The organism is Paenibacillus sp. FSL F4-0236 (assembly GCF_038000135.1).
Lineage (GTDB): Bacteria > Bacillota > Bacilli > Paenibacillales > Paenibacillaceae > Paenibacillus_AQ.
The window spans coordinates 3,464,334-3,489,315 of record NZ_JBBOBK010000001.1 but is presented as its reverse complement, the minus strand read 5'-3'; the positions used below and the strand labels follow the sequence as shown (position 1 = coordinate 3,489,315).

At 43.9% G+C, this 24,982-nt stretch carries 24 protein-coding genes; 19 read left to right on the top strand and 5 right to left on the bottom strand.

The window, feature by feature from the left end; translation table 11 throughout:
* Positions 1–197: 197 nt before the first annotated feature.
* The 4 genes from NSQ29_RS15965 (at position 198) to NSQ29_RS15950 (ending at position 5,398) form a co-directional block, all read left to right on the top strand.
* Positions 198–1,802 carry an extracellular solute-binding protein gene (locus tag NSQ29_RS15965; protein ID WP_341125555.1) on the top strand — a complete coding sequence of 535 codons (1,605 nt, stop codon included), beginning with the start codon at positions 198–200 and terminating at the stop codon, positions 1,800–1,802.
* Positions 1,803–1,883: 81 nt separating this feature from the next.
* Complete coding sequence (locus NSQ29_RS15960; RefSeq protein ID WP_042187071.1) at positions 1,884–2,807, top strand: ABC transporter permease; 924 nt, start codon at positions 1,884–1,886, stop codon at positions 2,805–2,807.
* A 17-nt stretch (positions 2,808–2,824) separates the two neighbouring features.
* The gene (locus NSQ29_RS15955; protein ID WP_042187073.1) at positions 2,825–3,748 is read left to right on the top strand and encodes a carbohydrate ABC transporter permease; all 924 of its coding nucleotides are present in this window, start codon (positions 2,825–2,827) and stop codon (positions 3,746–3,748) included.
* A gap of 45 nt (positions 3,749–3,793) precedes the next feature.
* A complete protein-coding gene (locus NSQ29_RS15950; RefSeq protein ID WP_341060423.1) occupies positions 3,794–5,398 on the top strand; it encodes an extracellular solute-binding protein in 1,605 nt (534 codons plus the stop codon).
* A 108-nt stretch (positions 5,399–5,506) separates the two neighbouring features.
* Here NSQ29_RS15950 and NSQ29_RS15945 read toward each other — a convergent pair whose 3' ends face one another.
* Positions 5,507–6,850, bottom strand: coding sequence for a glycoside hydrolase family 30 protein (locus tag NSQ29_RS15945; protein WP_341125554.1), 1,344 nt, complete (start codon positions 6,848–6,850; stop codon positions 5,507–5,509).
* A gap of 135 nt (positions 6,851–6,985) precedes the next feature.
* Between NSQ29_RS15945 and NSQ29_RS15940 the strand changes: the two genes are divergently transcribed.
* Complete coding sequence (locus NSQ29_RS15940; protein WP_341125553.1) at positions 6,986–7,780, top strand: AraC family transcriptional regulator; 795 nt, start codon at positions 6,986–6,988, stop codon at positions 7,778–7,780.
* Between the two features lie 12 nt (positions 7,781–7,792).
* On the opposite strand, the gene NSQ29_RS15935 is transcribed toward NSQ29_RS15940, so the two are convergent.
* From NSQ29_RS15935 to NSQ29_RS15925, 3 genes are all read right to left on the bottom strand, one after another.
* Positions 7,793–8,839, bottom strand: a complete 1,047-nt coding sequence (locus NSQ29_RS15935; protein WP_042187080.1) for a glycosyltransferase family 4 protein — start codon at positions 8,837–8,839, stop codon at positions 7,793–7,795.
* A gap of 119 nt (positions 8,840–8,958) precedes the next feature.
* Positions 8,959–9,744 (bottom strand): sugar phosphate isomerase/epimerase family protein, encoded by a 786-nt coding sequence (locus tag NSQ29_RS15930; protein ID WP_341125552.1) that lies wholly within the window; start codon positions 9,742–9,744, stop codon positions 8,959–8,961.
* A gap of 110 nt (positions 9,745–9,854) precedes the next feature.
* Positions 9,855–10,763, bottom strand: a complete 909-nt coding sequence (locus NSQ29_RS15925; protein ID WP_341125551.1) for an alpha/beta fold hydrolase — start codon at positions 10,761–10,763, stop codon at positions 9,855–9,857.
* A gap of 376 nt (positions 10,764–11,139) precedes the next feature.
* Here NSQ29_RS15925 and NSQ29_RS15920 point away from each other — a divergent pair, with 376 nt between their 5' ends.
* From NSQ29_RS15920 to NSQ29_RS15875, 10 genes are all read left to right on the top strand, one after another.
* The gene (locus NSQ29_RS15920; protein WP_341125550.1) at positions 11,140–11,643 is read left to right on the top strand and encodes a GNAT family N-acetyltransferase; all 504 of its coding nucleotides are present in this window, start codon (positions 11,140–11,142) and stop codon (positions 11,641–11,643) included.
* 227 nt (positions 11,644–11,870) lie between these two features.
* Positions 11,871–13,940 carry a bifunctional aldolase/short-chain dehydrogenase gene (locus NSQ29_RS15915; RefSeq protein ID WP_341125549.1) on the top strand — a complete coding sequence of 690 codons (2,070 nt, stop codon included), beginning with the start codon at positions 11,871–11,873 and terminating at the stop codon, positions 13,938–13,940.
* A 40-nt stretch (positions 13,941–13,980) separates the two neighbouring features.
* Positions 13,981–14,739 carry a DeoR/GlpR family DNA-binding transcription regulator gene (locus tag NSQ29_RS15910; protein ID WP_339802682.1) on the top strand — a complete coding sequence of 253 codons (759 nt, stop codon included), beginning with the start codon at positions 13,981–13,983 and terminating at the stop codon, positions 14,737–14,739.
* 26 nt (positions 14,740–14,765) lie between these two features.
* The gene (locus tag NSQ29_RS15905) at positions 14,766–15,494 is read left to right on the top strand and encodes a (Fe-S)-binding protein (protein ID WP_042187093.1); all 729 of its coding nucleotides are present in this window, start codon (positions 14,766–14,768) and stop codon (positions 15,492–15,494) included.
* Complete coding sequence (locus NSQ29_RS15900) at positions 15,491–17,044, top strand: LutB/LldF family L-lactate oxidation iron-sulfur protein (protein ID WP_341125548.1); 1,554 nt, start codon at positions 15,491–15,493, stop codon at positions 17,042–17,044. Before NSQ29_RS15905 ends, NSQ29_RS15900 begins: the two co-directional genes overlap by 4 nt.
* Complete coding sequence (locus NSQ29_RS15895; protein ID WP_341125547.1) at positions 17,037–17,765, top strand: LutC/YkgG family protein; 729 nt, start codon at positions 17,037–17,039, stop codon at positions 17,763–17,765. The genes NSQ29_RS15900 and NSQ29_RS15895 overlap by 8 nt, the downstream gene beginning before the upstream one ends.
* A gap of 27 nt (positions 17,766–17,792) precedes the next feature.
* Positions 17,793–19,280 (top strand): rhamnulokinase, encoded by a 1,488-nt coding sequence (gene rhaB / locus NSQ29_RS15890; protein WP_341125546.1) that lies wholly within the window; start codon positions 17,793–17,795, stop codon positions 19,278–19,280.
* A gap of 324 nt (positions 19,281–19,604) precedes the next feature.
* Entirely contained in the window at positions 19,605–20,879 is a 1,275-nt protein-coding gene (gene rhaA / locus NSQ29_RS15885; RefSeq protein ID WP_341125545.1) for an L-rhamnose isomerase, read from the top strand.
* Between the two features lie 117 nt (positions 20,880–20,996).
* Complete coding sequence (locus NSQ29_RS15880) at positions 20,997–21,635, top strand: Vat family streptogramin A O-acetyltransferase (RefSeq protein WP_149644074.1); 639 nt, start codon at positions 20,997–20,999, stop codon at positions 21,633–21,635.
* Between the two features lie 111 nt (positions 21,636–21,746).
* Positions 21,747–22,118, top strand: a complete 372-nt coding sequence (locus NSQ29_RS15875; RefSeq protein ID WP_042187107.1) for a YkvA family protein — start codon at positions 21,747–21,749, stop codon at positions 22,116–22,118.
* A 16-nt stretch (positions 22,119–22,134) separates the two neighbouring features.
* Here the strand turns inward: NSQ29_RS15875 and NSQ29_RS15870 are convergent, their stop codons facing one another.
* Entirely contained in the window at positions 22,135–22,527 is a 393-nt protein-coding gene (locus NSQ29_RS15870) for a winged helix-turn-helix transcriptional regulator (RefSeq protein ID WP_060622450.1), read from the bottom strand.
* Positions 22,528–22,678: 151 nt separating this feature from the next.
* Here NSQ29_RS15870 and NSQ29_RS15865 point away from each other — a divergent pair, with 151 nt between their 5' ends.
* From NSQ29_RS15865 to NSQ29_RS15850, 4 genes are all read left to right on the top strand, one after another.
* Positions 22,679–23,353 (top strand): NAD(P)H-dependent oxidoreductase, encoded by a 675-nt coding sequence (locus NSQ29_RS15865; protein WP_076298448.1) that lies wholly within the window; start codon positions 22,679–22,681, stop codon positions 23,351–23,353.
* A gap of 210 nt (positions 23,354–23,563) precedes the next feature.
* Positions 23,564–23,974, top strand: a complete 411-nt coding sequence (locus NSQ29_RS15860; RefSeq protein WP_341125544.1) for a CidA/LrgA family holin-like protein — start codon at positions 23,564–23,566, stop codon at positions 23,972–23,974.
* The gene (locus NSQ29_RS15855) at positions 23,974–24,660 is read left to right on the top strand and encodes an LrgB family protein (RefSeq protein ID WP_042187114.1); all 687 of its coding nucleotides are present in this window, start codon (positions 23,974–23,976) and stop codon (positions 24,658–24,660) included. The genes NSQ29_RS15860 and NSQ29_RS15855 overlap by 1 nt, the downstream gene beginning before the upstream one ends.
* 91 nt (positions 24,661–24,751) lie before the next feature.
* On the top strand, positions 24,752–24,931 hold the full coding sequence (locus NSQ29_RS15850) for a hypothetical protein (RefSeq protein ID WP_042126589.1): 180 nt from the start codon (positions 24,752–24,754) through the stop codon (positions 24,929–24,931).
* The last annotated feature ends 51 nt before the right edge of the window (positions 24,932–24,982 follow it).

Here is a 24,982-nt window from a genome sequence, read left to right as displayed (position 1 = left end):
AAGTCCGGATAGCACATACAGAAGTCGGGATACTGATACTAAGTCTCTTCAAGCGAAGGCTTTTGATTTTGTATTTTTTGTAAGCGGATTCAAAGGTCTGGATAACCGTCTTAAAGGGTCCGGAATACGAAAAAATAAGACGTTATGATTAAGCTATTCAGATAATCTTTGATTAATTGAAATGGGGGATTAAGAGGATGAGTCAACACAGTAAGAAAAAGACGGCAAAGAAATGGACTGTGGGTCTGCTGGCGGCGGCTATGGTATTTGGTATTGCTGGCTGCGGCGGAAAAGACGGGAATAATGCTGCGACTAGTGAGACGAGCAGTTACAACAAAGAAGGTCTGCCAATTGTTAATGAGCCTTTAACACTTAAGGTGCTGACCGTACGTTGGGGAAGCATGGGAGACACGTTTACGCAGAACCAATGGCTGAAGGATCTAGAAAAAAATACAAATGTCAAAATCGAATGGCAAGTGATGTCCTCCAATGACTGGGCCGAACAGAAGTCCATTCTGCTGGCTAGCGGTACACTTCCAGATATTATCCTCGGAAATCAAACCTTCGGAGATTCCGATATCGTTAATAATCTTAGCTTTTTCCGGCCGTTAGATGATTATATTGAAAAAAATATGCCAAATCTTAAAGCGGCCATGGAAGAAACGCCTGAGTTGAAAAAAATCAGCACTTTTCCTGACGGGAAAATCTATTCACTGCCAACAAGACTTCCATCGCGTCCAAAAAGCTCTCGTCAGCCTGTGATTAACAAAACTTGGCTCGATAAATTGGGCCTGAAGGCTCCTGAAACGATTGATGAGTTATACAACGTACTTAAAGCTTTCAAAGAACAAGATCCAAACGGAAATGGCAAACAAGATGAGATTCCTTTTATTGAAATTGGGAATGACTTGATCAGTCCTTTCGGAATTGCCGACTTGAATAACAACAATATGATCATCAAGGACGGAAAAGCGATCTATTTCCCTGTTTCGGAGGAGTTCAAAGAAGGCCTTAAATGGGAAAATAAATTGTATGCGGAAGGATTGTTAGATAAAGAGGTATTCACTCAGGATGACACGATGAGATCGGCGAAGTTCCAAAATCCGGATGCTCCAATCGTAGGCTTTACGTATCAGTGGACCCCGGACGCTGTGTTTGGTAAATGGAGCGATCAATATGTGACGATTCCACCAATTGCCGGACCGGATGGTAAGCGTTATACAATCGGTAATCCAATTGGGATGAGTCTTAACCGTAATGAACTGCTGATTACTACTTCGAGTAAGTATCCAGAGGTTGCTGCGCGTTGGGCAGATCAGTTCTACACGAACGAAGCGAGCATTCAGAATTTTTGGGGTGCGATTGGAACTGTAATTAAGAAGAATGATGATAGCACCTATACATTGATGGATCCACCTGCTGGAACCAGCGCAGATGCCTGGTACTGGGATCAGTCTCTACGAGATTTCGGACCGAAATATGTGAGCCCGTCCTTTGAACAGAAAATCGTTCTTAATCCTGAAAGTGGAGATGGACTGAAGCTGCAGCTGGATAAGCTGGGTAGTGAATATGTAACAGAGCCTTTCCCTAACGTTATGTACACCTCCGATGAGTTCGAGGAGCTGCCAACCTTGACCACGGATATCGACGGTTATGTGAATACAATGCGCGCTCAATTTATTAGCAAAGGCGGAATTGACGAAGGCTGGGATGATTATGTCAAACAGCTTAATAAAATGGGGCTTGAAAAATTAGTTAAGATTCGCACAGATGCTTACAGTCGTTATATGAGTGTGAAATAACCTATTCGTCTTACGAAAAAGGTGCTGCCCTACATAAATTTGTGGGGTAGCATTCTCTATTTTTAATAAGGAGGGGATGTTATGAAATCTGATCCAATTCATTTGAGTCGGAAACTCGGACAAATCAAACAAAACTGGGGTTTATATACGTTGCTTTTTCCTGCAGTAGTCCTTACGTTATTATTCGCATATAAACCCATGTATGGGGTGCTCATTGCCTTTAAGGATTATAGCCCGGCGTTGGGAATAGGCGGAAGTCCATGGGCCGGATTCAAATACTTCGAGAAGTTTTTTAATTCCTATCAATTTTCTGCAACGATCAAAAATACGCTAATCATCAGTGTGTACAGTCTGATTACGTTTCCGATTCCGATTATACTTGCGCTGATGGTTAACCAGATGAGACCAAACCGTTTTAGACGGTTTTTTCAGACGGTATCCTATATGCCACATTTTATCTCAACCGTAGTTATGGTGGGCTTAATGATGATTCTCTTCTCACCTAGCACCGGACTACTGGGCAATGTATATAGTCTTTTTGGAAAAGAAGCTCCTGATCTAATGGGCTCTGCCGGATTATTCAGCAGTGTGTACGTCTGGTCGGATGTGTGGCAGCATGTCGGCTGGGACAGCATTATCTTTATCGCTGCTCTCTCTGCTGTTGATCCTAGTTTGTATGAGGCTGCAACCGTAGACGGCGCAAGTCGGATGCATAAAATTCGTTACATCGATATTCCGATGCTGATGCCAACAGCGATAACATTGCTTATCCTGAGGGTCGGGGGACTGCTTGGGGTTGGATTTGAAAAGGTGTACTTAATGCAAAATGACTTGAACATTACTTCAAGTGAAATTCTGTCTACTTATGTCTACAAAATTGGTCTGCTCAGCAGTCAGTATAGCTTTTCGTCGGCGATCAACCTGTTCAACACGGTCATTAATTTTATTTTATTGATCATGGTCAATCAGATTTCTAAAAAGTTAAGCGAAAATAGCTTGTGGTAGAAGGGAGGAGCATTGAAATGGGAGGTTTAGAGACAGCGACTAAAGGAAATGTAGGAAAAATAAAGAAGAATCGCTCCTCAGATACTATAATGGAAATTGTGATGTACGTTATATCAGCAATTTTTCTAATCATCCTGATCTATCCGCTGTATTTTATCGTCATTGCTTCGTTTAGTGATCCTTCTGCGGTTGCTGGAGGTCAAGTTTGGCTATTTCCTAAAGGGTTTACTTTTGATGGTTATAAAGAGCTGCTTCGTCATGAGAATATTTGGATTGGGTATTGGAATACCATCCTGTACACGGTGGTTGGGACTGCAATCGGTTTAGTAGTTAATATTTCAGCTGCCTATGCGTTGTCAAGAAAGGACCTTGTGGGGCGGAAATACATTTCGCTGTTTTTCATATTTACAATGTTCTTTAACGGGGGGTTGATTCCTACTTTTTTAACGGTTCGTGATTTCCATCTCTATGATACTTTCTTGGTTATGGTACTGCCTTTCGCAGTTGGAGTTTTTAATATCATAGTGGCACGAACTTTTTTCCAGACTAGTATTCCGGGCGATTTATGGGAAGCAGCGCAAATTGATGGATGTGGCAATCTCCGTTATTTTGCACAGATAGTTCTACCGTTGTCGAAGGCTATTATTGCAGTGTTAGGTTTATGGATCGCTGTAGGTTATTGGAATTCATATTTTAATGCCTTGATTTATTTGAAAAATCCTAATATGTATCCTTTGCAGCTGATCCTGCGAAATATTCTGATTACCAATCAGATGCAGTCTGGTATGGGGACCGGAGAAGCCGCACAAATCGCGTTACGGCTCGCAAATATGATGCGGTATTCGGTTATTATCGTAGCAACTGTTCCAATTATGTGTGTATACCCATTTGTGCAAAAATACTTTAACCAAGGGGTAATGATCGGCGCAGTGAAGGAATAAGCTCTTCTACTTTTCAACTAACATTTGTGAGGGAGCAAGACCGTAATGAAAAAGCAACCCAAAAACAGTATCAATAGAACAATCACCGTCATTCTTCTAGTGACAACGTTGCTTGCTGGCCTTACAGCCTGTAAAGGGGATAAAGGGGTAAACTCTGTTGAATCTGATCCGGGTCAATTTCATAAAGAAGGTTTGCCAATCGTGGATAAGCCCATGACGCTGAAGGTTCTAACGGTTCGGTGGGGAAGCATGGGAGATAACTTTATCCAGAATCAATGGCTGAAGGATTTGGAAAAAAATACGAATGTCAAAATCGAATGGCAGGTGATGTCTGCTAATGATTGGAGTGAGCGGAAGTCCATTATGCTGGCAAGCGGTACACTTCCAGATATCATTTTAGGGAGTGAGACCTTCGGAGATTCGGATATCGTCAATAATTTAAGCTTATTCAGGCCGCTTGATGACTATATCGAAAGCTATATGCCTAACCTCAAAGCAGCCATGCAGGAAGAGCCTGAATTGAAAAAAATCAGTACTTTTCCTGACGGGAAAATCTACTCTTTGCCTGCAAGATTACCTTTACGTCCTAAAAGCTCGCGCCAACCCGTGATTAACAAAACCTGGCTGGATAAATTGGGATTGAAGATTCCCGATACGATTGATGATCTATACAACGTGCTAAAAGCATTTAAAGAACGTGACCCTAATGGGAATGGAAGGCTAGATGAGATACCTGTTATCGAAGTAAGTAATGATCTCATCAGTCCCTTCGGAATCACGGATCTGAACAATAACTTTATGGTCGTTCAGGACGGAAATGCGGTATATTACCCTGTTTCAGAGGCGTACAAAGAAGGGCTCAAATGGGAGCATAAATTATTTGTCGAAGGTTTGCTTGATAAAGAGTTATTCACGCAAGATGAAACGATGAGATCAGCCAAGTTTCTTAATCCGGATGCTCCTATCGTAGGATTCTCGTATCAGTGGACGCCGGATGCCGTGTTTGGCAAATGGAGTGATCAATATATCACGATTCCTCCGATTGCAGGACCGGATGGTAAGCGCTACACCATAGGAAATCCGTATGGAATGAATCTGGAGCGTAACGAGCTGCTAATTTCCACTTCTTGCAAATATCCAGAGATTGCTGCCCGCTGGGCTGACCAGTTCTATACCAATGAAGCAAGCATTCAAAATTTCTGGGGAGCGATAGACACCGTCATTAAGAAAAATATTAACGGTTCTTATACATTGATGGACCCACCGATGGGTACCAGTGCTGATGCCTGGTATTGGGATCAATCACTCCGGGATTTCGGGCCGAAATATGTCAGTCCAGTGTTTGAAAAATCCATCTTTCTAAACCCAAAAACCGGAGATGGACTGAAGCTGCAGCTCGATAAGCTGGGAAGTGATTATACAACGCCACCTTTCCCTGATGTAATGTACACCGCTGAAGAGTTTCAGCTGCTGCCGACTTTGACTACGGACATCGATAGTTATGTCAATACAATGCGTGCTCAGTTTATAATTACAGGTAAAATTGACGAGGGCTGGGCTGATTATGTGAAACAGCTGCGGGGAATGGGACTGGAGAAGCTGGTTAAAATTCGTACCGATGCTTACAGTCGTTATGTGAATGTAGAATAGAGCATGATGTGAAATACTGACGGCTAGGCTGTAACATCCTATTTCACTTATTTAAACAAAGGAGGTTCTCTCTATGCGAGTGGCATAAAGAGAACCTCCTTATTCTTTTTACTTTATTAGCAGGGTTTGAATGGCATGAGCCGGAATCATGTTCTCAGCCAAGTTGTTATGGAAGCGCAGGGTGAAAGGAAGCTCTTGTTCCGTGCGGTTCATAACGATAACAGCAATGGTGCCATCTGGGTTACGGAAAGCCGTTGTTTCAAGCTTATCAGTATATTTAGAGTGCCCAATTCGTTTAGCACCTGGGCGAATGTATTTACTGAAATGCCCGATGTAATAGAAGGAGCTCTCAAATATAATTTCATCGTTTTTCGTATCGCCAATAATTGGAGCATCGCAGTAGTTACCTACATGGTTAGGGCCCCCTTGCTCGTCCAAGACAATATTCCAGTCCGTCCAGCTTGACATCCAGTTGTTCAGGTTACCAATGATATCATGGCCGTAACGTTCGCCTGTGTTCCATGAGCCGAGATGAACGCCACCTTCTTGGCAGCCTTCGCTGAAGAACAGCTTCTTGACTGGGAAGCGATCATGAACGGCCGATAGGGCTTCGAAGTGATCTCCGGAGTACCAGTGGAAGCAAATTCCCCAAATGTATTTGGAAGCTTCTTGATCTTCAAAAGCAACCTTGGCACGATCATACACGCGCTCCTTGTTATGATCCCAAATCATAACCTTCACATGAGCCAAACCGGCTTGTTCCAAGGCAGGTCCCAAGTAATCACGAACAAAATCCTTTTCTTCTTCGGCAGTATAAAGGCAAGAATCCCAGATTTGAACAGCCTTCGCTTCATTCTGAACACTAACAGCCCAAATATCGATGCCTTCAGCTGCGTAAGCCTGAATATATTTTACGAACATGTTGGCCCAAGCCTCACGGTATTCAGGCTTAAGAGCTCCACCACCGTTCATTTGACCGTTCGTTTTCATAAAAGCAGGTGGACTCCAAGGAGAGGAGAACAAACGGAAATCTTCACCAACAGCTATTGCAGCATTTTTGATTAGGGGGATAATTGACTCTTGATCTCTGGAAATATCGAACGAACGGAGCTCAGCATCGCCTTCTTCTACATAAGCATAGTTGCCGAGTGAGAAGTCACAGCTCTGGATATGCGAGCGGCAAAGGGTATACCCAATTCCGTGCTCAGGATCAAAATAAGCGTCGATGATTTCTTTTTGTTTAGCTTCACTTAGTTTAGCGATGGTAACAGCAGAAGCCTCGGTAAGTGCACCACCGAAACCTTCCATTTCCTGATACTCCAGATCATCATAAATATTGATGAGCTCTGATTCGACGCCCGATGTGTCAGGGAGGAAGATCAGAGGGTCTTTTTCTGTCAGACGGTCGGTAGTTTCTTTTGCTGTTTGAATGACGCGAACAATTTTACTCATAGTGGTTGGTAACCTCCTGTACATATAAATTCTGTCTTTATTATAGAAGGAGATTCACTGCTCTTTGAAGAAACAATATGGCTAATAACCTCAACGATCTGGTCATCGATTACTTAGAGAAGAGGAGTGAATGCAATGGAAACTAATCGTGTCCAAATAAGCCTATGCGGATTTATTCGCCATACTCAGCCTTTTCGGCAATTATATCGCAGTGGGCTGGATACCTATATCATCAGGCTGCAAGCAGAAGGGGAGTGTGAAGTACTGATCGATGGGGACATGGTAACCGTGGTGCCTGGTGATCTGTTATTATTTAAGCCTCAAGATATATATGATCTGAGAATCGGCGAAAAGAAGAGTCCGCTGGGACATAGTGTGGACTATTTTGTAATGTGTACAGGGGAATGGGTGGATCAGTGGTGGAACCTGCGCGAAAGACCGAAGAAGGTTAGAATTGCGGATGATGGCAAGCTGCAAAGTATATGGCAACAGCTTGATCTGGAGAATAGAAGACTAGATGGGGGTAGCCCTGAAATACTTGAGGCGCTGTTTAAAGCGCTATGTCTGCTGTTAGATCGGGCTATGGAAGAAGCACCTGCATCATCATCAGCCTCACTACTACACGGGCTTAAGATGAAGAGTTATGTAGAGGAGCATGCTACATCAGAAATCAGGCTAAAGGATGTAGCTGCCCATGCCGGAATTAGTGTAACGAGGGCCGTACATGTATTCAAAATTCAATTCGGCTACTCTATTATGCAATATGCTGGGCAAATTCGGCTTGCTATGGCTCTTCGATTAATGGACAACACCAATTATACCTTAGAGCGAATAGCAGAGGAGACGGGGTTTGGAAGCTACACCTATTTCCACAGGGTATTTCGGGAACGTTATGGCGTCTCACCAGGCAACTATCGTAAGAGAGAGTAGCCTTCACTATTTTTAAGATCGTCTAGTTTTTAACAAGAAGTCCCTAACCGCTTGCTCAAATAACCTGACACTATTTGCCCATGTCCATTTGAGGGAAGATCTTTCACCTTGTACGGCTAATTTAGTTCTTAAGTTTGGGTCTCGAATTAGGCGGATGACATCTTCACCAAGCCGATTCTCGTACCGATAGGAGAGCAGGCAGTTCTTCTCGTGATTTGCGTATTCCATATTTCCACCTGAATAAACACAGACGAGTGCAGCGCCACACCGCATGGCTTCAAGCCCCGGCAAAGAACCCGTATCAAAAATACTAGAACTAACAAAGATATCTGCACCGTTGTAATGGTAACAGAGCTCCTCATCATTAGCAGGTGTGAAGAATCGATATTTGCCAGTAGCTTTCATTCTTTGGAGAACTTCTGAAGTATTGAACTCGTCGGGCGGACTGATAAAGTTAATATTTACATTGGGACATTGATTTTTCACGTGATCCAGCTGCTCTATAAGATAGTCTTGCTCACGGTGCCATGAGAAACCACGTTCTGCTTTTCTTAATATAGCTGTTATGTTTAAAGGCTCCTGAAGACTGTAACGGATATTCATATTCTTGAAGGAGGAGCTAATGCCAATGGGCACGATTTTTCCTGTGATCCCATGATTTAAACGAATCAGCTCCTGCTGCCAATGCGATAAAACAATTAGATGCTCTGTGACATGATAAGAAGGGAACGACAGCGAACTATCTGGTAAAAAGGGGGGTTCATAACATAATGACAATCTTACATGAATTCCTTTTCCTTGATTGCTAGCTGCTTGAGAGGTAGGGACTGTCGTATGAAAATTAGAAACAATAACATCGCCTATGGGATAGTCCTGTTCTTGAAGCTCCATATGTGTGGAACGGATTAAGGTGGAGCGGACATCATAGGAAACAACCCCATCCACAGGCATGAGGATAGTAACCTGATGCCCCATAGCTGTTAGCCCATTGGCGAGTTCTACCAGCATGCGTTGAGCTCCACCATGAGATAAGGTCAGAATAGGGAATGTGAATCTCATCGGTAATCCCGTCCCTTCCAAGTTAGGGCTTAATCGTCAAACGATGTTACTCAATCGTTCTGTTTCTTATTTTATTCAACTCGCATAGAAAGGTACCATTTAGCTAATTTTGAAAAGCGTTATTTTTCCATATGAGCAATATTCTTCAGTAAGGCAACGGTCTCATTAATCTCGAGGTTCGTTATATCTTCTAAAGATACGTCGATCATGGGCTTGAATTTTTGGAGTTTGCTCAGGAAAGTTTCGGTATGGAAATGCCCTCCACCAGCTTTACCGTGGTAAATTCTCTCTCCATCTTGATAGATGTCTTTTAAATGCGCCAAAATGATCCGATCCCCGAACAACCTGAAGGCGTCATCAACAATTTGATCCTGCATATCTACCGCGTCACCAATAAAATTGCATGGATCCAGGACAACCCCAATATTGCCAGAGGGAATTTCATCTAAGATGCGGCGCATCTTGTCAGGTGTAGAAAGAGTATGTGTGCAGACCCCCTCCAATCCGAGAAAAACACCCCATTTTTCAGCTTCCTCTGCAAGCTCTTGTACAGTTGCCTTTAATATATCCCAGCCGATCTCTTCGTAATGGAGCGGATCTTGTGCTTGGAAAGTAGTCAGTGCGCCCGTCTCCGTAGCCACCATAGGGGCGCCGAATTGGCGGGCATACCGTAGATGTTCTTTAAAGCGATCTATTTCAAATCTCCGAATAACAGGATCCGGGTGAATGGGATTGATATAACAGCCTAACACTCCGATACGTATACCTGATCTGTCAAATTGTTCGCCAATATAGTTTGCGAGGCCTGGACTTAATTTACCTGCGGAGGTATCGATGTCCTGAATAGCTTTGGATAAAGCAAGTTGAACAAAATCGATATCATAATTCTGAAGCGTTGCTGTCAACGATTTGAGGGGTAAACAACCAAATGTATGCGCTAATGTTCCGTATCTGATGGAAATCATCTCCTTATCTAGGGTAGGTATGTGTAATTACAAACATAATAGTAGCGCTTTCATCTGGATGCAAGTGATTTATCCTTATCGTCTATCAGGAAATTGATGATCTCAGTGTTTACTCTATTCGGTTGCTCATGATTAATCCCGTGTCCCGCATGGGGGATGACTTGGTAATAGAACGTTCCATCTTCTAAAATATTTATGAAATCCTTCGATTGTTTTAGCGCGTGTTCTCCAACTAGAAAATAGAGCTTGTCTCTAACTGCGACTGCAGCGTTTTTATCGTATGGATGAAGCTTATGCACAAACATAGCTTGCTGATTATGAGTGCGCATTAAAAGGATCAGATGAGCAGCTAATGCTGGATGGTTGTCAAATAAAGGGGAGTGAGGTGCGCTTAACTTCTTCAGAACTTTCAGTAAATTGCGATCCGTTGGAATCAGAATCTCCGGGAACATCATCATTAAAGTTTGGATCATGGATTTAATCGGTGCAGTGACCATCCCGCCCTCCAAACAAACGACACGGTTCACTTTGTCCGGTTGCTTGGTCGCATAATTAAAAGCAATATAGGCGCCATTGGACACACCCGCAATATTAAAGACGTCTATATTCAGATACGTCGCTATTTCATTAATCCATTTTACTTGCTCAAACTTCTGTTTGTTAAACTGCTCGTTAGGTATGCTTTTTCCGGGTCCACCCAAAGTATCAATCGCGATGCAATAAAAATGCTTCGATAACTCCTCGATATTTAAGATCCACATGACCGCCGAGTTATCACCAACACCATGAAACAGTAGTAAAGGTGGATTATTCTTTTGACCAGCAAGGATACAATGCGTCAGTCCATATGTGGTTGGAACATCAATCTCCTCAATTGGAATGGGCCACTGCTCAATCATCTGCTCATAGGAGTGCCACACTCGTTCTTGCGCCTTGGCATTCTTAAAGCTATTTACCATCTCAAACCTCCTTAGCCAAAATAAAACATCTGTATCTTATTCCAACTAGTATACTACGAGAGTTCGCAAGGAAGAGATAGAAATAGAAACATTACTGTGAAAAAGAGGGCGGGAGCAGATAAGTGTATTTAATACAACTAAACAGCTAATGTACTCCGGTTATTGTGATATAGATGTACTTTGTACAACTATATCTCTGGAAATCAGCGGATAAAGCTTAATTGGGGGAATTTAGTTGCACAAAGTACACTTAACGGTAGACAGACGTGCTGAAGTTAATTTTAGTTGTAGAAAGTGCAATTAAATAATGCAAAGGGCTCTTTTTTGCAGTAAAATTTTTTGATATGGTAAGCAATTTTGTGTTCTAGGGGGGATTATGATGTTGATTGAGCTAAAGGAAGCGAGTTTATCAGATGGACGCGATATTTTTGAAATGATTATGGAGATCGGCCCTGGGGAGAATGGATTCGTTAACAATGGGTTTGATTTGGCTTACAGTGAATTTCCTGATTTCATCAGAGATCGGATAGCACTCTCAAGAGGCGATAATCTCCTACCAAACTATGTCCCGCAAACCAACTATTGGTTACTGATTGACTCTTATCCTGTTGGTGTTGAAAAGCTAAGACATTCCTTAAATGATCAATTAAGAAAATCAGGTGGACACATCGGATATAGCATCAGGCCTAGTGAGCGAGGAAAGGGCTTTGGCAAGATTTTTTTAGCAGAGTTGTTAAAAAAAGCTGCGGATCTGGGGATTGATAAGGTCATGCTGACTTGTGAGCCGAACAATGTATCTTCGAGAAAGGTTATTGAAGTGAACAGAGGGATACTTAGCGGTATCGAGGATGGAAAATGTAACTACTGGATTAGTTTATGAGTCGAGTCGTTGCTGAATAGTAGGGGTGAAGGAGTTGCTAATTGGCAACTCTTTTTTTGTTTTTTCGCAATGGAATTTCAGTTCATCCAACGAGGAATTGTCTAACTTGTGAAATAAATTTTAAATTTTGTTGAAAACGCTCTATTCAAACACAAACAAATAGATTAAAATCAAAACAAACAAAAATAAACAAAAAAATAAACATTCAAAAACGGAGGTATTCACAAATGGTACAAAGTTTATGGGATTCTGCACGGGAAAAAGTCTTCAACGGAGGTCTGGATGCACTGGTCTATCGCTCCAATCTGTTGGGTGAAGATCGTAGAGTCTGTAATTTTGGAGGAGGGAATACCTCTAGTAAAACTATAGAATTAGATTTCCGTGGTCGTGAGGTTGAAGTCATGTGGGTGAAGGGTAGCGGCTCTGACCTAGCTACGATGAAAGCAGGCAATTTTACCGGATTGCGGCTTGAGGATATTGCGCCTTTGTTTGATCGGGAGGAAATGCCTGATGAGGAAATGGTGGCTTACCTCGCGAATTGTATGATTGATCCTAAGCATCCGCGTGCTTCAATTGAGACGTTGCTGCATGCTTTTTTACCATTCAAACATGTAGATCATACGCATCCAGATGCGATTATCAGCTTATGCTGTGCTCATAACGGTAAAGATATTGCGCGGGAAATCTATGGGGATCGTTTCGTATGGGTGCCTTACATTCGTCCTGGGTTCACTTTATCCAAAATGATCGCTGAAGGCGTACTTGCTAATCCTCAAGCAGAATTGGTGTTGATGGAGAAGCATGGCCTCGTGACTTGGGGGGATACGCCGGAAGCTTGTTACGCGAAGACGATCTCTATCATTAATGAAGCAGAGCGTTACATCCAAGATAGAATTGAAGATGGGAACCTGTTCGGAGGTCGCAAATCGGAAGCGCTTCCGGAAGAAGAGCGGCGGGCTGTAGCAGCTGCAGTGATGCCATTGATTAGAGGCGCAGTTAGTGATGAGCGCAAAATGATACTGACCTTCGATGATGCAGAGGATGTGCTGCGTTTTGTAGGTGGAGTTAACTCGGAGAAATTATCCAGTGTAGGTGCAGCTTGTCCGGATCATTTGGTACATACCAAAATGCTGCCACTATTTGTGAATTGGGAACCAAATGCCAGTGATATTGATGGTTTGAAAACGAAGCTGAACGAAGCGATTACCGCATACAAAGAGCAGTACAAAGCGTACTTCGATCGCAATAAGCATGAGGGAGATGTAATGTTCGAAGCCGCACCGCGTGTGATTCTAATTCCCGGAGTGGGAATGATCAACACCGGCAAAAGCTGGAGCAACTCTAAAATTAGCGGTGCCTTGTATCACCGGGCGATTGCTGTTATGCGCGGAGCTACCGCATTGGGAGATTTCGTCTCTCTAAGTGAGAACGAATCGTACAATGTGGAATATTGGCCTTTGGAATTATATAAATTGTCGCTTGCACCAGCAGAAGCAGAATTCTCGCGTAAGGTTGCGTTCATTACTGGTGGCGCAGGAGGAATCGGGAGCGAAACCGCTCGTCGACTAGTGTCCGAAGGGGCGCATGTTGTGCTGGCAGATCTCAATCTGGAGGGCGCACAGAAAATTGCCGAGGAGATTAACGATAAATACGGTGAGAATCGTGCGTTCGCTGTTAAAATGGATGTAACGCAGGAGGAGCAAGTTACCGCAGCTTATGCAGATACAGCACTTTTTTATGGCGGAGTAGATATTATTGTGAACAATGCTGGGCTTGCGACTTCCAGTCCTTTTGATGAGACTTCATTAAAAGAGTGGAACTTGAACATTTCCGTGCTAGGAACTGGATATTTCCTCGTTGCACGTGAAGCCTTCAAGATGATGAAGGAGCAAAAGATCGGCGGTAGCATGGTATTTATTGGCTCTAAGAACTCTGTATTTGCTGGAAAAAGCGTATCGGCTTACAGTTCTGCCAAAGCACTCGAAGCACATTTGGCTCGCTGTATTGCAGCTGAGGGTGGAGAGTTCGGTATTCGCGCCAATACAATTTTGCCGGATGCCATTCTACAAGGCTCAGCGATTTGGAACTCGAACTGGCGGAATGAACGGGCTGCTGCTTACGGGATTGAGCCGGATCAACTAGAGGAACATTATCGTAAACGCACAACACTGCTTGTAAATATTTATCCACGTGATATTGCTGAAGGGGTGGCCTTTTTCGCTTCATCCAAGTCAGAGAAGACTACGGGCTGCATGCTGACGATTGACGGTGGAGTGCCGGCAGCTTTTACTAGATAAGTGGAAGATGGAATATAGATAGATATAACGGAGGGAAGCCATGCTGATTGCAGACAGATATGAAAGAATCGTAGAACTAGTGAATGAACGTGGCAGCATTCGTGTCTCGGAACTGAGTACATTATGCCAAGTGACGGAGGAGACCATCCGCCGGGATCTTGATCGCTTGGAAAAGGCGGGGAGGCTGCTACGCTCGCACGGCGGTGCAGTCAGTCTACGTGATCGTCAGCCAGAGACGCCATATGCTGAACGTGAAATTATGAACGCAGCGGAGAAGCAGCAGATTGCTCGTGAAGCAGTGATGATGATAAAGCCGGGAGATCGGATTTTGCTGGATGCTAGCACAACTGCATGGTATATGGCCTCACATTTGCCGGATATGCCACTAACTGTACTGACTAATTCTATTAGGGTAGCTGCGGAGTTAAGTGGGAAGGAACGAATAGATGTGATCTCAACTGGCGGTCAACTGAGCCGCAGATCGATGTCCTTTGTTGGTCATTTAGCCGAGCGTTCGCTTGAGTTGTATCACGTGGATAAGATGTTTTTTTCTTGCAAAGGATTTCATCTCGAACGCGGTGCCAGCGAATCGAATGAGCTGCAAGCGATGGTGAAGCGAAAGATGATTTCTATCGCGGAGCAGGTGATCCTACTTTGTGACTCCAGCAAATTCGGAATTCAAGCGTTCACACATGTTGCCATGACTAGTGAACTGGATGTTGTGATAACGGATTACAGCCCTGCCACAGAACAGCTAAAACAGCTACAGGAGCTGAACATCGCAATAACAACCGTGTAGAAAATAGTGTTGCAGGAGGTGAAGACATGAAGGTATCGATGTTTATTACTTGCATCAGTGATGCTGTGTACCCAAAGGTCGGAGAAGCGATGGCGCGTCTGCTTGCCAGATATGGCGTACAGCTGGATTTTCCCGAAGTGCAGACCTGCTGCGGACAGCCTGCGTACAATAGTGGCTATTGGAATGAGGCACGTCAAGCTGCGCTTACGATTTTGCAGGCGTTCGAAGACAGTGACTTTGTCATTGCTCCTTCCGGGTCTTGCACCGGGATGCTTCATCATTACCCGAAACTGTTTCAGGATGATCCGATTAATTTGGTCAAGGCGCAGAATTTGCAGCGTAAATCCTATGAGTTCAGCCAGTTTATGGTACAGGTGCTTGGCGTAACGGATCTAGGGGCAGTATTTCCGCATAAAGTTACCTATCATCCTTCCTGTCATGGCACTCGGATTCTGGGGATTCGTGACGAGCCTATGTTACTAATGCAGAATGTGAAGGCGATGGAGCTAGTACCACTACCTTTTGCTGAGGACTGTTGTGGGTTTGGCGGCACCTTTGCCGTGAAGATGTCTGATATCTCCGGGGCGATGGTCACCGAGAAGTCAGATCATGTGCTGGAGTCGGAAGCAGAAGTCTTAACGGGTCTGGATATGGGCTGTCTCATGAATATTGCTGGGAATTTGCGTTATCGCCACAAACCGGTCCGAGTCATGCATTTAGCAGAGCTACTGTATGAGGGGGTGAGTGGACAATGAGTCAGAATGCCGCTCAGGCTAAATCGGAATCGATTAATGTGAAGCCAGCTACGGTAAAAGAGCGTGCCGACTTGGCGCTGAATAATGACTTTTTGCGCAAGGCGGTTCGCTTTACTACGGAAAGGTTGCGTGACGGGAAACAGAAAGCGGCGAATGATCATGGACACTGGGAAGAATGGCGCGAACGTGGGCGGCAAATTCGCCTGCATACGATCGCTCATCTGGATTATTACTTAAATCTATTTGCGGACAATGCAAGAGCGAACGGCACGCATATTCATTTTGCGGCAACGGGTGAAGAGGCAGTGAAGATTGCTTTAGAGATTGCACAGCGAAAACAAGCGGCTTCCGTGGTCAAATCAAAATCGATGGTGACTGAGGAGCTGCATTTGAATACTGCTCTTGAATCCATTGACGTGGAGACGATTGAGACAGATCTTGGCGAATATATTATCCAGCTTGCCGGAGAAACTCCGTCTCATATCATTATCCCAGCCATCCATAAGAACCGCTATCAGATTGCTGAGCTGTTGTCCAAGGAGGCAGGGGAGGAGCTTTTGCCTGAGACTACAATCCTTGCAGGATTTGTACGGCGCAAGCTACGGGAGAAATTCCTAGAAGCGGATATTGGGATGACGGGATGCAATTTTGCAATTGCAGAGACAGGTTCCATGGTGCTATTCGAGAATGAGGGCAATGCTCGCATGGTCACCACCTTGCCAAAGACGCAAATCACTTTGATGGGGATGGAGCGGATTATTCCTTCTTGGAGCGACCTTGAGGTGATGGCTACGTTATTACCTCGTTCAGCAACTGGCCAGAAGCTAACAGTGTATATGTCCGGTATTTCAGGACCCCGTAGAAAGGATGATGGGGACGGACCGGAAGAGCAGCATATTATTATCCTTGATAATGGTCGATCTGAGCAGCTCGGCGATCCAGAGTTTCAGGAGCTACTGAACTGCATCCGCTGTGGAGCTTGTCTGAATGCCTGCCCTGTCTATCGTCATATTGGCGGTCATGCCTATGGTGGAACTTATAGCGGACCGATCGGAGCAGTGTTGACCCCAGCACTGAACAAAAATGTAGATCAATGGGATGATATCGCAGGTGCATCGAGTCTATGCGGTGCGTGTTATGAAGCTTGTCCAGTCAAAATCCCTCTGCATGATATGCTTATCTATTTACGGCGACGTAAGGTAGAGAGAGGTTATGGAGACAAAGCGGAAGGTCTTGGCATGAAAGGTTTTGGTGCGATTATGGCGAAGTCCCAGCGATTCAGTAGTGTGATGAAAGTAGGCAGAATCGGACAAAAGCTACTTGTGAGAGACGGCGGAATTCCGTCAAAGCTTGGGCCGCTAAAAGGCTGGAATAACTACCGGATCGCTCCGAAGCTGGCGGATGAATCCTTCCGCGAGAGCTGGAAAGAGCTGCAGGAGGAGTTAGACCAAAATAGTCGCGAGATGGACCCGTCGATACAGAAACGGATGGAAGATTTATTAGCGAAGCGGAAGGCGGAAGAACTGAAAGGAGAGCCCGGATATGACTGAGGAAACGCACAGAGAATGGCTGGAGCGTATGGACCATGATTCTCGTGAGAAACAGCAGGCATTCATGAACGATATCGCTCGTCGCCTGAAGCGGCCAAGAACGACTGCGGCTCCGTTACATCCTTTTCGCGGTGCTCCAGATTATTGGCAAGAATTCCAGTGGAGTCCAGAAGAACGCATCGATCAATTTACTGCGAATTTTCAAAGTGCAGGTGGACATGTGTTTCGCATGGCAACGATGGATGAAGCTAAAGCTTTTATCGTCAATAAAGCGAGTGATATGCTCGCCCGTTATATTCTTCGGCAAAATGTAGCTGAGCTTGCGGCACTTCGGCTAGAAGAAGAACTTGTAGATACGCAGGTATCTGTCTGGAATACGGATATGCAAGAAGCATGGAAAGCTAGGGCGGCGGAAGCCGATATTGGGATTGTGATCGCGGATTATGCAGTTGCTTATACAGGCTCTATTACAGTGTTATCTTCTGCGGATAAAGGGCGCTCTGTCAGCCTGTTGCCAACCGCATTAATTGCCATCGTTCCGCTGGAGCGGCTGAAGACTCGTCTGGGTGAGGTGCTTATTGATTTTGATGAAGCGGGACAATCGGGTCTCCCCGCAGGTATTCACTTTATCTCTGGACCTAGCCGTTCAGCTGATATTGAGAATGATCTGACGATAGGTGTGCATGGCCCTGGAATCGTATTCGCCTTGCTGGTAGGCTGATGAGGAGATAAGGAGTGTTGTTTAAGAATGAATGCTGGGGCACATAAACAGGGTCAGAATCATATTGCTATTGATATTGGAGCCTCTAGTGGGAGAGTCGTTTGCGGAACCTTGCAAGAACCGGAAGGAACCTTATCATTAACAGAAATCCACCGTTTTAGTAATGGGTTCTCTGAGAAGAATGGTAATCTTAATTGGGACGTCGATTATTTATTTGCTGAAATTGTAAAAGGCTTGCAGAAGGCGAAGTCAAAAGGAATTGAGCATTGTACCGTCGGAATTGATACTTGGGCCGTGGATTACGTACTTCTAGATCAGAAGGGTACACGAATTCATGAAGTTTTTTCTTATCGTGATTCACGAACAGATGGAGCGGTACAAAGCCTACATCGCAATATATCAATTGAAAGCGTTTACCGAAAGACGGGGATACAAGTTCTCCCGATTAATACGTTATACCAGCTGTTTGTGCATGATCAGGCAGATCTTGAAGCAGCACATTCAATCCTGTTGGTCCCTGATTATCTCTACTATCGGCTTACGGGACGAAGAATTAGTGAAGTCACGAATGCTTCAACCACGGGTCTGCTTAATCTGCAAACTCGGGATTATGATACTGATTTACTGGCACTGCTTGGTCTTTCAAAAGAGCAGTTTCCTCCCTTAACGGAACCTGGGGAACGAATTGGCGGATTGACTGATGACTTGGTGGCACGCGGTGATCTTCCAGATTGTGAGTTCATAGCAGTTGCCACACATGATACAGCATCAGCTGTACTAGGCGTTCCTGCAAGTAGCGACAAATGGGGATTTCTCAGTAGTGGTACTTGGTCACTCATCGGGGTGGAACGAGCTTCAGCCATTACAAGTCCAGAAGCGATGGAGCGCAATTATACAAACGAATGGGGAGCCTTCGGCTCATTCCGTTTTCTTAAGAACATTATGGGGATGTGGCTGATCCAAAAGGTTCGTGAGGAATATGGTGGTCAATACAGCTTCGGCGAACTGGTAGAATTGGCAGCGCAAGAAATTCCTTTTAGATCCATCATCTACTGCAATGATGAACGATTCATGAATCCATCCAACATGATCAGCGAGATACAGAGCTATTGTGCGGAAGTCCGACAGTTGGTACCAAAGACACCAGGGGAGATAGCCAGATGTGTGTTTGACAGTCTTGCTCTTTCATACTATTTCTATGTTCAGGATCTTCAGCTATTGACCGGCGAGAAGTGGGAGCGGCTGCACATCGTAGGCGGAGGGGCGAACAACGCACTTCTATGTCAGATCGCGGCGGATTTACTAGAGATGGAGATTTACGCTGGTCCAACGGAATCCACTGCATTAGGTAACGTAGTTATGCAAATGATCAGTGTGGGTACGGTCACAGATATTAAAGAAGCAAGAGAAATTATATATCGTTCATTTGATGTAACAATCTACATTCCACAAGTGATGGATTCTTCCCTAAAAACCGCGGCATTGGCTGAGTTTACTCGACTGCAGGTCGTTTAAGAGTAACTAATAAAGTAACCGAGAATATATGGGATAACTATTAGATAGCTATGGATGAGCAAAAGAAGGGTATAAATCCCCCACATTGAGCGTAAATAGCGGAAAACGAGCAAAAGAAGGGTATAAATCCCTCTCATTGAGCGTAAAAAGCGGATAACGAGCAAAAGAAGGGTATAAATCCCCCTCTTTGAGAGTAAATAGCGGAAAACGAGCAAAAGAAGGGTATAAATCCCTCTCATTGAGCGTAAAAAGCGGAAAACGAGCAAAAGAAGGGTATAAATACCCCTAAATGAAATCACTAAGAAAATATCAGGAGGCTCAAGCATGGTGCAGAATACAGAAAGCTTAAAGAACATTCAGACGAGCTATAATGAGGCGAAAAAGCTCTACGCACAGCATGGCATTGACGTAGATAAAGTATTAGAGCAGCTTGCAGCAATCAAAATTTCATTGCACTGCTGGCAAGGAGACGATGTAAAGGGCTTCCTGAATAAGGAAAAGGAACTAAGTGGCGGAATCGCGGTCACGGGCAGTTACCCGGGGCGAGCTAGAAATCCGGAGGAGCTGCGCCGTGATTTGGAGCAAGCACTAGCACTTATCCCTGGACGTCATAAAGTTAATTTACATGCTATTTATGCAGATACGGAAGAAACTGTAGATCTTGATGCGCTAGAGCCTAAGCATTTTGAAAGATGGGTGCACTGGGCTAAGGAGCAGGGGCTTGGATTGGATTTCAATCCCACTTGCTTCTCTCATGAAAAAGCTAATGATGGCTTCACGCTAAGTCACTCGGATCCTGATATCCGCAACTTCTGGATTGCTCATTGCAAGGCTTCACGCCGAATCTCCGAATCTTTCGGTCAGGCACTAGGTCAGCCTTGTGTAACCAACTTCTGGGTTCCAGATGGATATAAAGATACACCGATCGACCGTCTGTCACCGAGAGTGCGACTTCAGCAATCACTGGACGAGATCTTCAGCGAGGAGATCGATGAGCGATATAACATTGATGCTGTAGAAAGCAAGTTGTTCGGAATTGGTTCAGAAAGTTATGTGGTAGGTTCGCATGAATTTTATATGGGTTATGCACTAAGTCGGGGCAAAGCGGTTTGCTTCGATGCTGGGCATTTCCATCCGACCGAGACCATCTCGAATAAACTATCCTCTTGGCTGCTGTTTGGTGATCAATTGTTGCTGCATGTTAGCCGTCCAGTACGCTGGGATAGTGATCATGTGGTGACTATGGATGATGAACTGCTGGAGATTGCTCGTGAACTAGTTAGAGGTCAATTCCTGGAAAGAACTCATATTGGACTCGATTTCTTTGACGGAAGTATTAATCACATTGCCGCTTGGGTGATCGGAACACGTAACACAATCAAAGCTCTGCTACGTGCGATGCTGGAACCGATAGAGCTATTGAAGCAAATTGAACTGGATGGGGATTATACTACTAGACTTGCACTGGTAGAGGAATTGAAATCTTATCCGTTCGGAGCTATTTGGGATTATTATTGTGCGACGAATGGTGTGCCTGTCCGAGAAAGTTGGCTGAGCGATGTGAAGCAATACGAAGTAGATGTTTTATCAAAGCGATAAAGTATTTGTAATGGCGGTTACCACACGGTAGCCGTTTTTTATGTTCATGATTCGTACTTATTTGAAAAGATATGTGATCTCTGCTATGTTTTATCAAAAAGAGAGAGAGGCGTTATTATGGAGAAATATGGACCGAATCCGAATGTGCTCTATCCGAATGAACAGATCAAAAGCATCTGTTATATCAAAAATGTGATTACAAGAAAAAATATTACGGTTGGCGATTATACGTATTATGATGATATAGACGGTGCCGAAAAGTTTGAGGAGCATGTGACTCATCATTATGATTTTATTGGTGACAAGCTTATTATTGGGAAATTCTGCGCGATTGCCAAAGGTATTGAATTTGTCATGAATGGTGCGAACCATCGAATGAATTCTGTTACGACCTACCCTTTTAATATCATGTCTAATGGCTGGGAGCATGCGGTTCCAGAACTATCAGATTTACCCTTAAAAGGAGATACGGTGATTGGCAACGATGTGTGGATTGGGCAGAATGTTACGGTTATGCCGGGTGTACATATTGGTAATGGAGCCGTCATCGCGGCCAATTCAACAGTTGTCAAAGATATCCCGGCTTATAGTGTCGCTGGAGGAAATCCATGTAAAGTAATCAGACAACGTTTTGATGATGAATTGATCGAACATCTAGAAGCGCTTAAGTGGTGGGATTGGGATGCTGAGCGAATCTTTAAGAATCTTGAAGCGTTATGCAGCAGTGATTTGAATAAAATCAAAGAAATTAAATGATATTGTGTAAGTTTCATAGAACGAGCTATAGTTTATCTTAAAGATATAAATAATAGCTGAGGGTATACTGACTGTATGTACTTCATTTGAACCTTGCGGAGGGAAAATCTAATGAAGAAAGATGATGATAAGATCACTGCGGAACTCACAGCAGAGAAGTTTCCATACAGTAAAGAGAACGAGGAGATGGTGACGCGGAATTTTTGGACTAAAACTAAAAAGTTCGCAGGCAAGATCCCATTTACTAAAGATGCTATTGCGATGTATTATTGCGCAGTCGATGCAAAGACCCCTTTATGGGCAAAAGGAATTGCCTTCGGAGCGTTGGCTTATTTCATCTCCCCGATTGATGCGATACCCGATGCGATTCTCGGCCTTGGATTTACAGATGATGCAGCGATCATTGCAGCAGGCATTAAAGCGATATCTGGTCAGGTAACCAACGAACATAAGGAAAAGGCCGAAGCATTTTTTGAAAAATAAAAGGTGCAGCTTTGAGCTACACCGTAATATTTGTACCTTCTGGACAGCTTTCTGCGGAAAGCTGTTTTGTTTTGTAAACCTCACCCCAGTCTTTCATGAGTTTAATAATAGGGGTCAGTGTCTTGCCAAATTCAGTTAACGAGTATTCGACTTTCGGGGGAACCTGATGGTAGACCTCGCGGTGAACAACTCCATCTTCTTCCAGCTCTCTAAGCTGCAAGGTTAACATGCGTTGAGTGATTCCTGGGCATATCCGGCGAAATTCGTTAAAGCGTTTCGTTCCATCCATCAAGTGATAGATGAGAATCCCCTTCCATTTTCCTCCTATAACATCGAGCGTAAATTCCACAGGGCAAGCTTCCTTATTGCCTCCTGGGAAATCTCCGAATCCACCTTTTCGATCACGCATAGCCGTTCAACTCCCATAGTATCATTTTGTATACTACATAACATTAATGTGCGTACTTTTAAAGAAGTGATATATATTCTAATATTAAGCATGAGAACGGCAAACAGTCAAATGGGCCGTTGATTCTAAGCAAATAAAAGGAGTGTTAAATATGGATACTTTATCATTAAACAAGAATGAAATCCTGTCTGCTTACCAGTTCAGACATGCAACTAAAGAATTTGATAGTCATAAAAAAATTAGTGAGTCAGACTTTCAGTTTATTCTGGAAACAGGACGTCTGTCACCAAGTTCGTTCGGATTCGAGCCTTGGCGTTTTGTCGTAGTACAAAGTCCGGAAATACGAGAGAAATTACGTGCTCATGCCTGGGGAGCACAAAAGCAATTGTCAACCGCAAGTCATTTTGTATTGATTCTCTCACGTCTTCCTAAAGATATGGCTGCTGATTCAGATTATATTAAAGGGATCATGGAGCATGTGCAGGAGCTACCTCCAGAAGTGATGGAGGGGAAAGGTAATATGTTCGATAAGTTTTTAAAGGTTGATTTCGGATTGATGGAGAATGAGCGTGCAATGTTCGAATGGAGCTGCCGTCAGACTTATATAGCCCTTGGTAATATGATGACATCAGCCGCTTTAATCGGAATCGATTCTTGCCCAATGGAAGGTTTCGATAAGGCGAAGATAGAGCAAGTTCTTGCCGAAGAGGGGATTATGGATGCCGAACATTTTGGAATCTCCTGCATGGTAGCCTTTGGGTATCGTTTGAATGAACCACGTGGAAAAACAAGACAAAGCGCAGAGCAAGTCGTTCAGTGGGTTTAACTAAGCTGGAATCTCATTTTTGAGCTGCATAACGAAAATAATGAAACCTGCAAAGTCTCCAGTGTCTTGGAGATCATGCAGGTTATTTTTGTTTAATTCTTACAAGATTCGAAAAGTAATTGAAATTTTCATGAAAACTCTGATACTCTTATTGAGGTGACCCATTTTAAGCTTTATCGAGTTAATTTAATAATGAAGGGATCCTGCATCATGAAAATCATTCGCATAATTATCCAAGTGTTCCTGCTTTATGTGTTCTACTTGGCTGGAGACTTCCTGCAAAAGCAGCTGCATCTTCCCGTTTCTGGGAGTATCGTCGGATTACTTTTGCTCTTTGTTTTGTTGCTATTCAAGGTTGTACCAGTGAAGTGGATTGAAGATGGTGCAACAACAATATTAGCTTATCTTCCGTTATTTTTTATTCCAGCGACGGCTGGGATCGTGAAGCATATGGATATTTTTAGTGGAAGAGGTTTGCTCTTAATCTTGATTCTTATCGTTAGCAGCGTCCTCACAATTGCAGCAGCAGCACATACGAGTCAATGGCTTTCAACCTTGAAAGGAAAGAGCAAGGCGGGCTGGAGCAGCAAGAGCTTAAGCGAAAAGGGGAAGGAATTATAATGTTTTTTATCGCGACAGGAATTGTCCTGCTTAATGTTGCTATTTATTTGATGATGTCCGTAATTTATAGACGTTTTCGGTTTCCTGTACTGATTCCCGCGTTAACAGCAACAGTCCTTGTTGTAGCAATACTTCTATATTTTCATATTCCGTATGATACATATATGATAGGCGGTCAGTGGATCAATCAGTTACTCGGTCCTGCTGTAGTGGCGCTAGCCTACCCATTGTATAAACAACGTAATGTGTTAGTTGAGAATCTTCCGGCCATCCTGGGGGGAGCGATTGCAGGTCTGTTATTAGGGATGTTTAGTGGTCTGCTTTTGGCGGCTGGTCTAGGATTCTCTAAATTGTATGTTCTGTCCATTTTGCCAAAATCGATCACAACACCTGTGGCGATACAAATCTCAAATGGTTTAGGTGGGGACTCCTCGCTAACCTCCGTATTTGTAATGATTGCCGGATTTACAGGTGCGATTGGCGGTCCTCTCATTATTAAACTGTTTAAGATTCGAAGCGAAGTTGGGATTGGGATCGGGTTAGGAACGGGTTCTCATGCACTTGGGACTGCAAAGGCACTGGAATACGGTGAACAGTCAGTTTCAATGAGCTCCGTAGCGATGACCGTTTGTGCTATTGTCGGTTCATGTATCGGTCCGGTTGTAGCTTGGATCATGTACCCTTAAATTCATTCATCGTAACTATGTTTGCAAAACACTCCATCGGGTAACTATAACTAAGGAACAAATAAAGCAAAGCACCTGAGGAGGATTTCACATGTCAGATTATTCTCAAGATGAAGCGGAAATCCGCAACAAGGAAAATAAAGACGGCGATTCATTAGCTGAAATTAAGAAGATGGAGAATGGTGTGGACATCGAGCCAGAAGCAGACGATTGGGTAGCCAAGCCTGCAGAGTCCTCGCATCCTGATCCGCTTCCTAACGATTTGGACTAAATGATTCGGAAGACAGGCTGTCCTTCATTGGGCAGTCTGTTTTTGCTTGAG

Bases quoted from the DNA above. Each gene is read 5' to 3' on its own strand.
- NSQ29_RS15915 (WP_341125549.1), top strand. From the start codon at position 11,871: ATGGTACAAAGTTTATGGGATTCTGCACGGGAAAAAGTCTTCAACGGA.
- NSQ29_RS15895 (WP_341125547.1), top strand. From the start codon at position 17,037: ATGACTGAGGAAACGCACAGAGAATGGCTGGAGCGTATGGACCATGAT.
- NSQ29_RS15880 (WP_149644074.1), top strand. From the start codon at position 20,997: ATGGAGAAATATGGACCGAATCCGAATGTGCTCTATCCGAATGAACAG.
- NSQ29_RS15935 (WP_042187080.1), bottom strand. From the start codon at position 8,839: ATGAGATTCACATTCCCTATTCTGACCTTATCTCATGGTGGAGCTCAA.
- NSQ29_RS15865 (WP_076298448.1), top strand. From the start codon at position 22,679: ATGGATACTTTATCATTAAACAAGAATGAAATCCTGTCTGCTTACCAG.
- rhaA (WP_341125545.1), top strand. From the start codon at position 19,605: ATGGTGCAGAATACAGAAAGCTTAAAGAACATTCAGACGAGCTATAAT.
- NSQ29_RS15940 (WP_341125553.1), top strand. From the start codon at position 6,986: ATGGAAACTAATCGTGTCCAAATAAGCCTATGCGGATTTATTCGCCAT.
- NSQ29_RS15910 (WP_339802682.1), top strand. From the start codon at position 13,981: ATGCTGATTGCAGACAGATATGAAAGAATCGTAGAACTAGTGAATGAA.
- NSQ29_RS15875 (WP_042187107.1), top strand. From the start codon at position 21,747: ATGAAGAAAGATGATGATAAGATCACTGCGGAACTCACAGCAGAGAAG.
- NSQ29_RS15900 (WP_341125548.1), top strand. From the start codon at position 15,491: ATGAGTCAGAATGCCGCTCAGGCTAAATCGGAATCGATTAATGTGAAG.
- NSQ29_RS15870 (WP_060622450.1), bottom strand. From the start codon at position 22,527: ATGCGTGATCGAAAAGGTGGATTCGGAGATTTCCCAGGAGGCAATAAG.
- NSQ29_RS15925 (WP_341125551.1), bottom strand. From the start codon at position 10,763: ATGGTAAATAGCTTTAAGAATGCCAAGGCGCAAGAACGAGTGTGGCAC.
- NSQ29_RS15950 (WP_341060423.1), top strand. From the start codon at position 3,794: ATGAAAAAGCAACCCAAAAACAGTATCAATAGAACAATCACCGTCATT.
- NSQ29_RS15860 (WP_341125544.1), top strand. From the start codon at position 23,564: ATGAAAATCATTCGCATAATTATCCAAGTGTTCCTGCTTTATGTGTTC.
- NSQ29_RS15850 (WP_042126589.1), top strand. From the start codon at position 24,752: ATGTCAGATTATTCTCAAGATGAAGCGGAAATCCGCAACAAGGAAAAT.
- NSQ29_RS15945 (WP_341125554.1), bottom strand. From the start codon at position 6,850: ATGAGTAAAATTGTTCGCGTCATTCAAACAGCAAAAGAAACTACCGAC.
- NSQ29_RS15855 (WP_042187114.1), top strand. From the start codon at position 23,974: ATGTTTTTTATCGCGACAGGAATTGTCCTGCTTAATGTTGCTATTTAT.
- rhaB (WP_341125546.1), top strand. From the start codon at position 17,793: ATGAATGCTGGGGCACATAAACAGGGTCAGAATCATATTGCTATTGAT.
- NSQ29_RS15960 (WP_042187071.1), top strand. From the start codon at position 1,884: ATGAAATCTGATCCAATTCATTTGAGTCGGAAACTCGGACAAATCAAA.
- NSQ29_RS15965 (WP_341125555.1), top strand. From the start codon at position 198: ATGAGTCAACACAGTAAGAAAAAGACGGCAAAGAAATGGACTGTGGGT.
- NSQ29_RS15905 (WP_042187093.1), top strand. From the start codon at position 14,766: ATGAAGGTATCGATGTTTATTACTTGCATCAGTGATGCTGTGTACCCA.
- NSQ29_RS15920 (WP_341125550.1), top strand. From the start codon at position 11,140: ATGATGTTGATTGAGCTAAAGGAAGCGAGTTTATCAGATGGACGCGAT.
- NSQ29_RS15955 (WP_042187073.1), top strand. From the start codon at position 2,825: ATGGGAGGTTTAGAGACAGCGACTAAAGGAAATGTAGGAAAAATAAAG.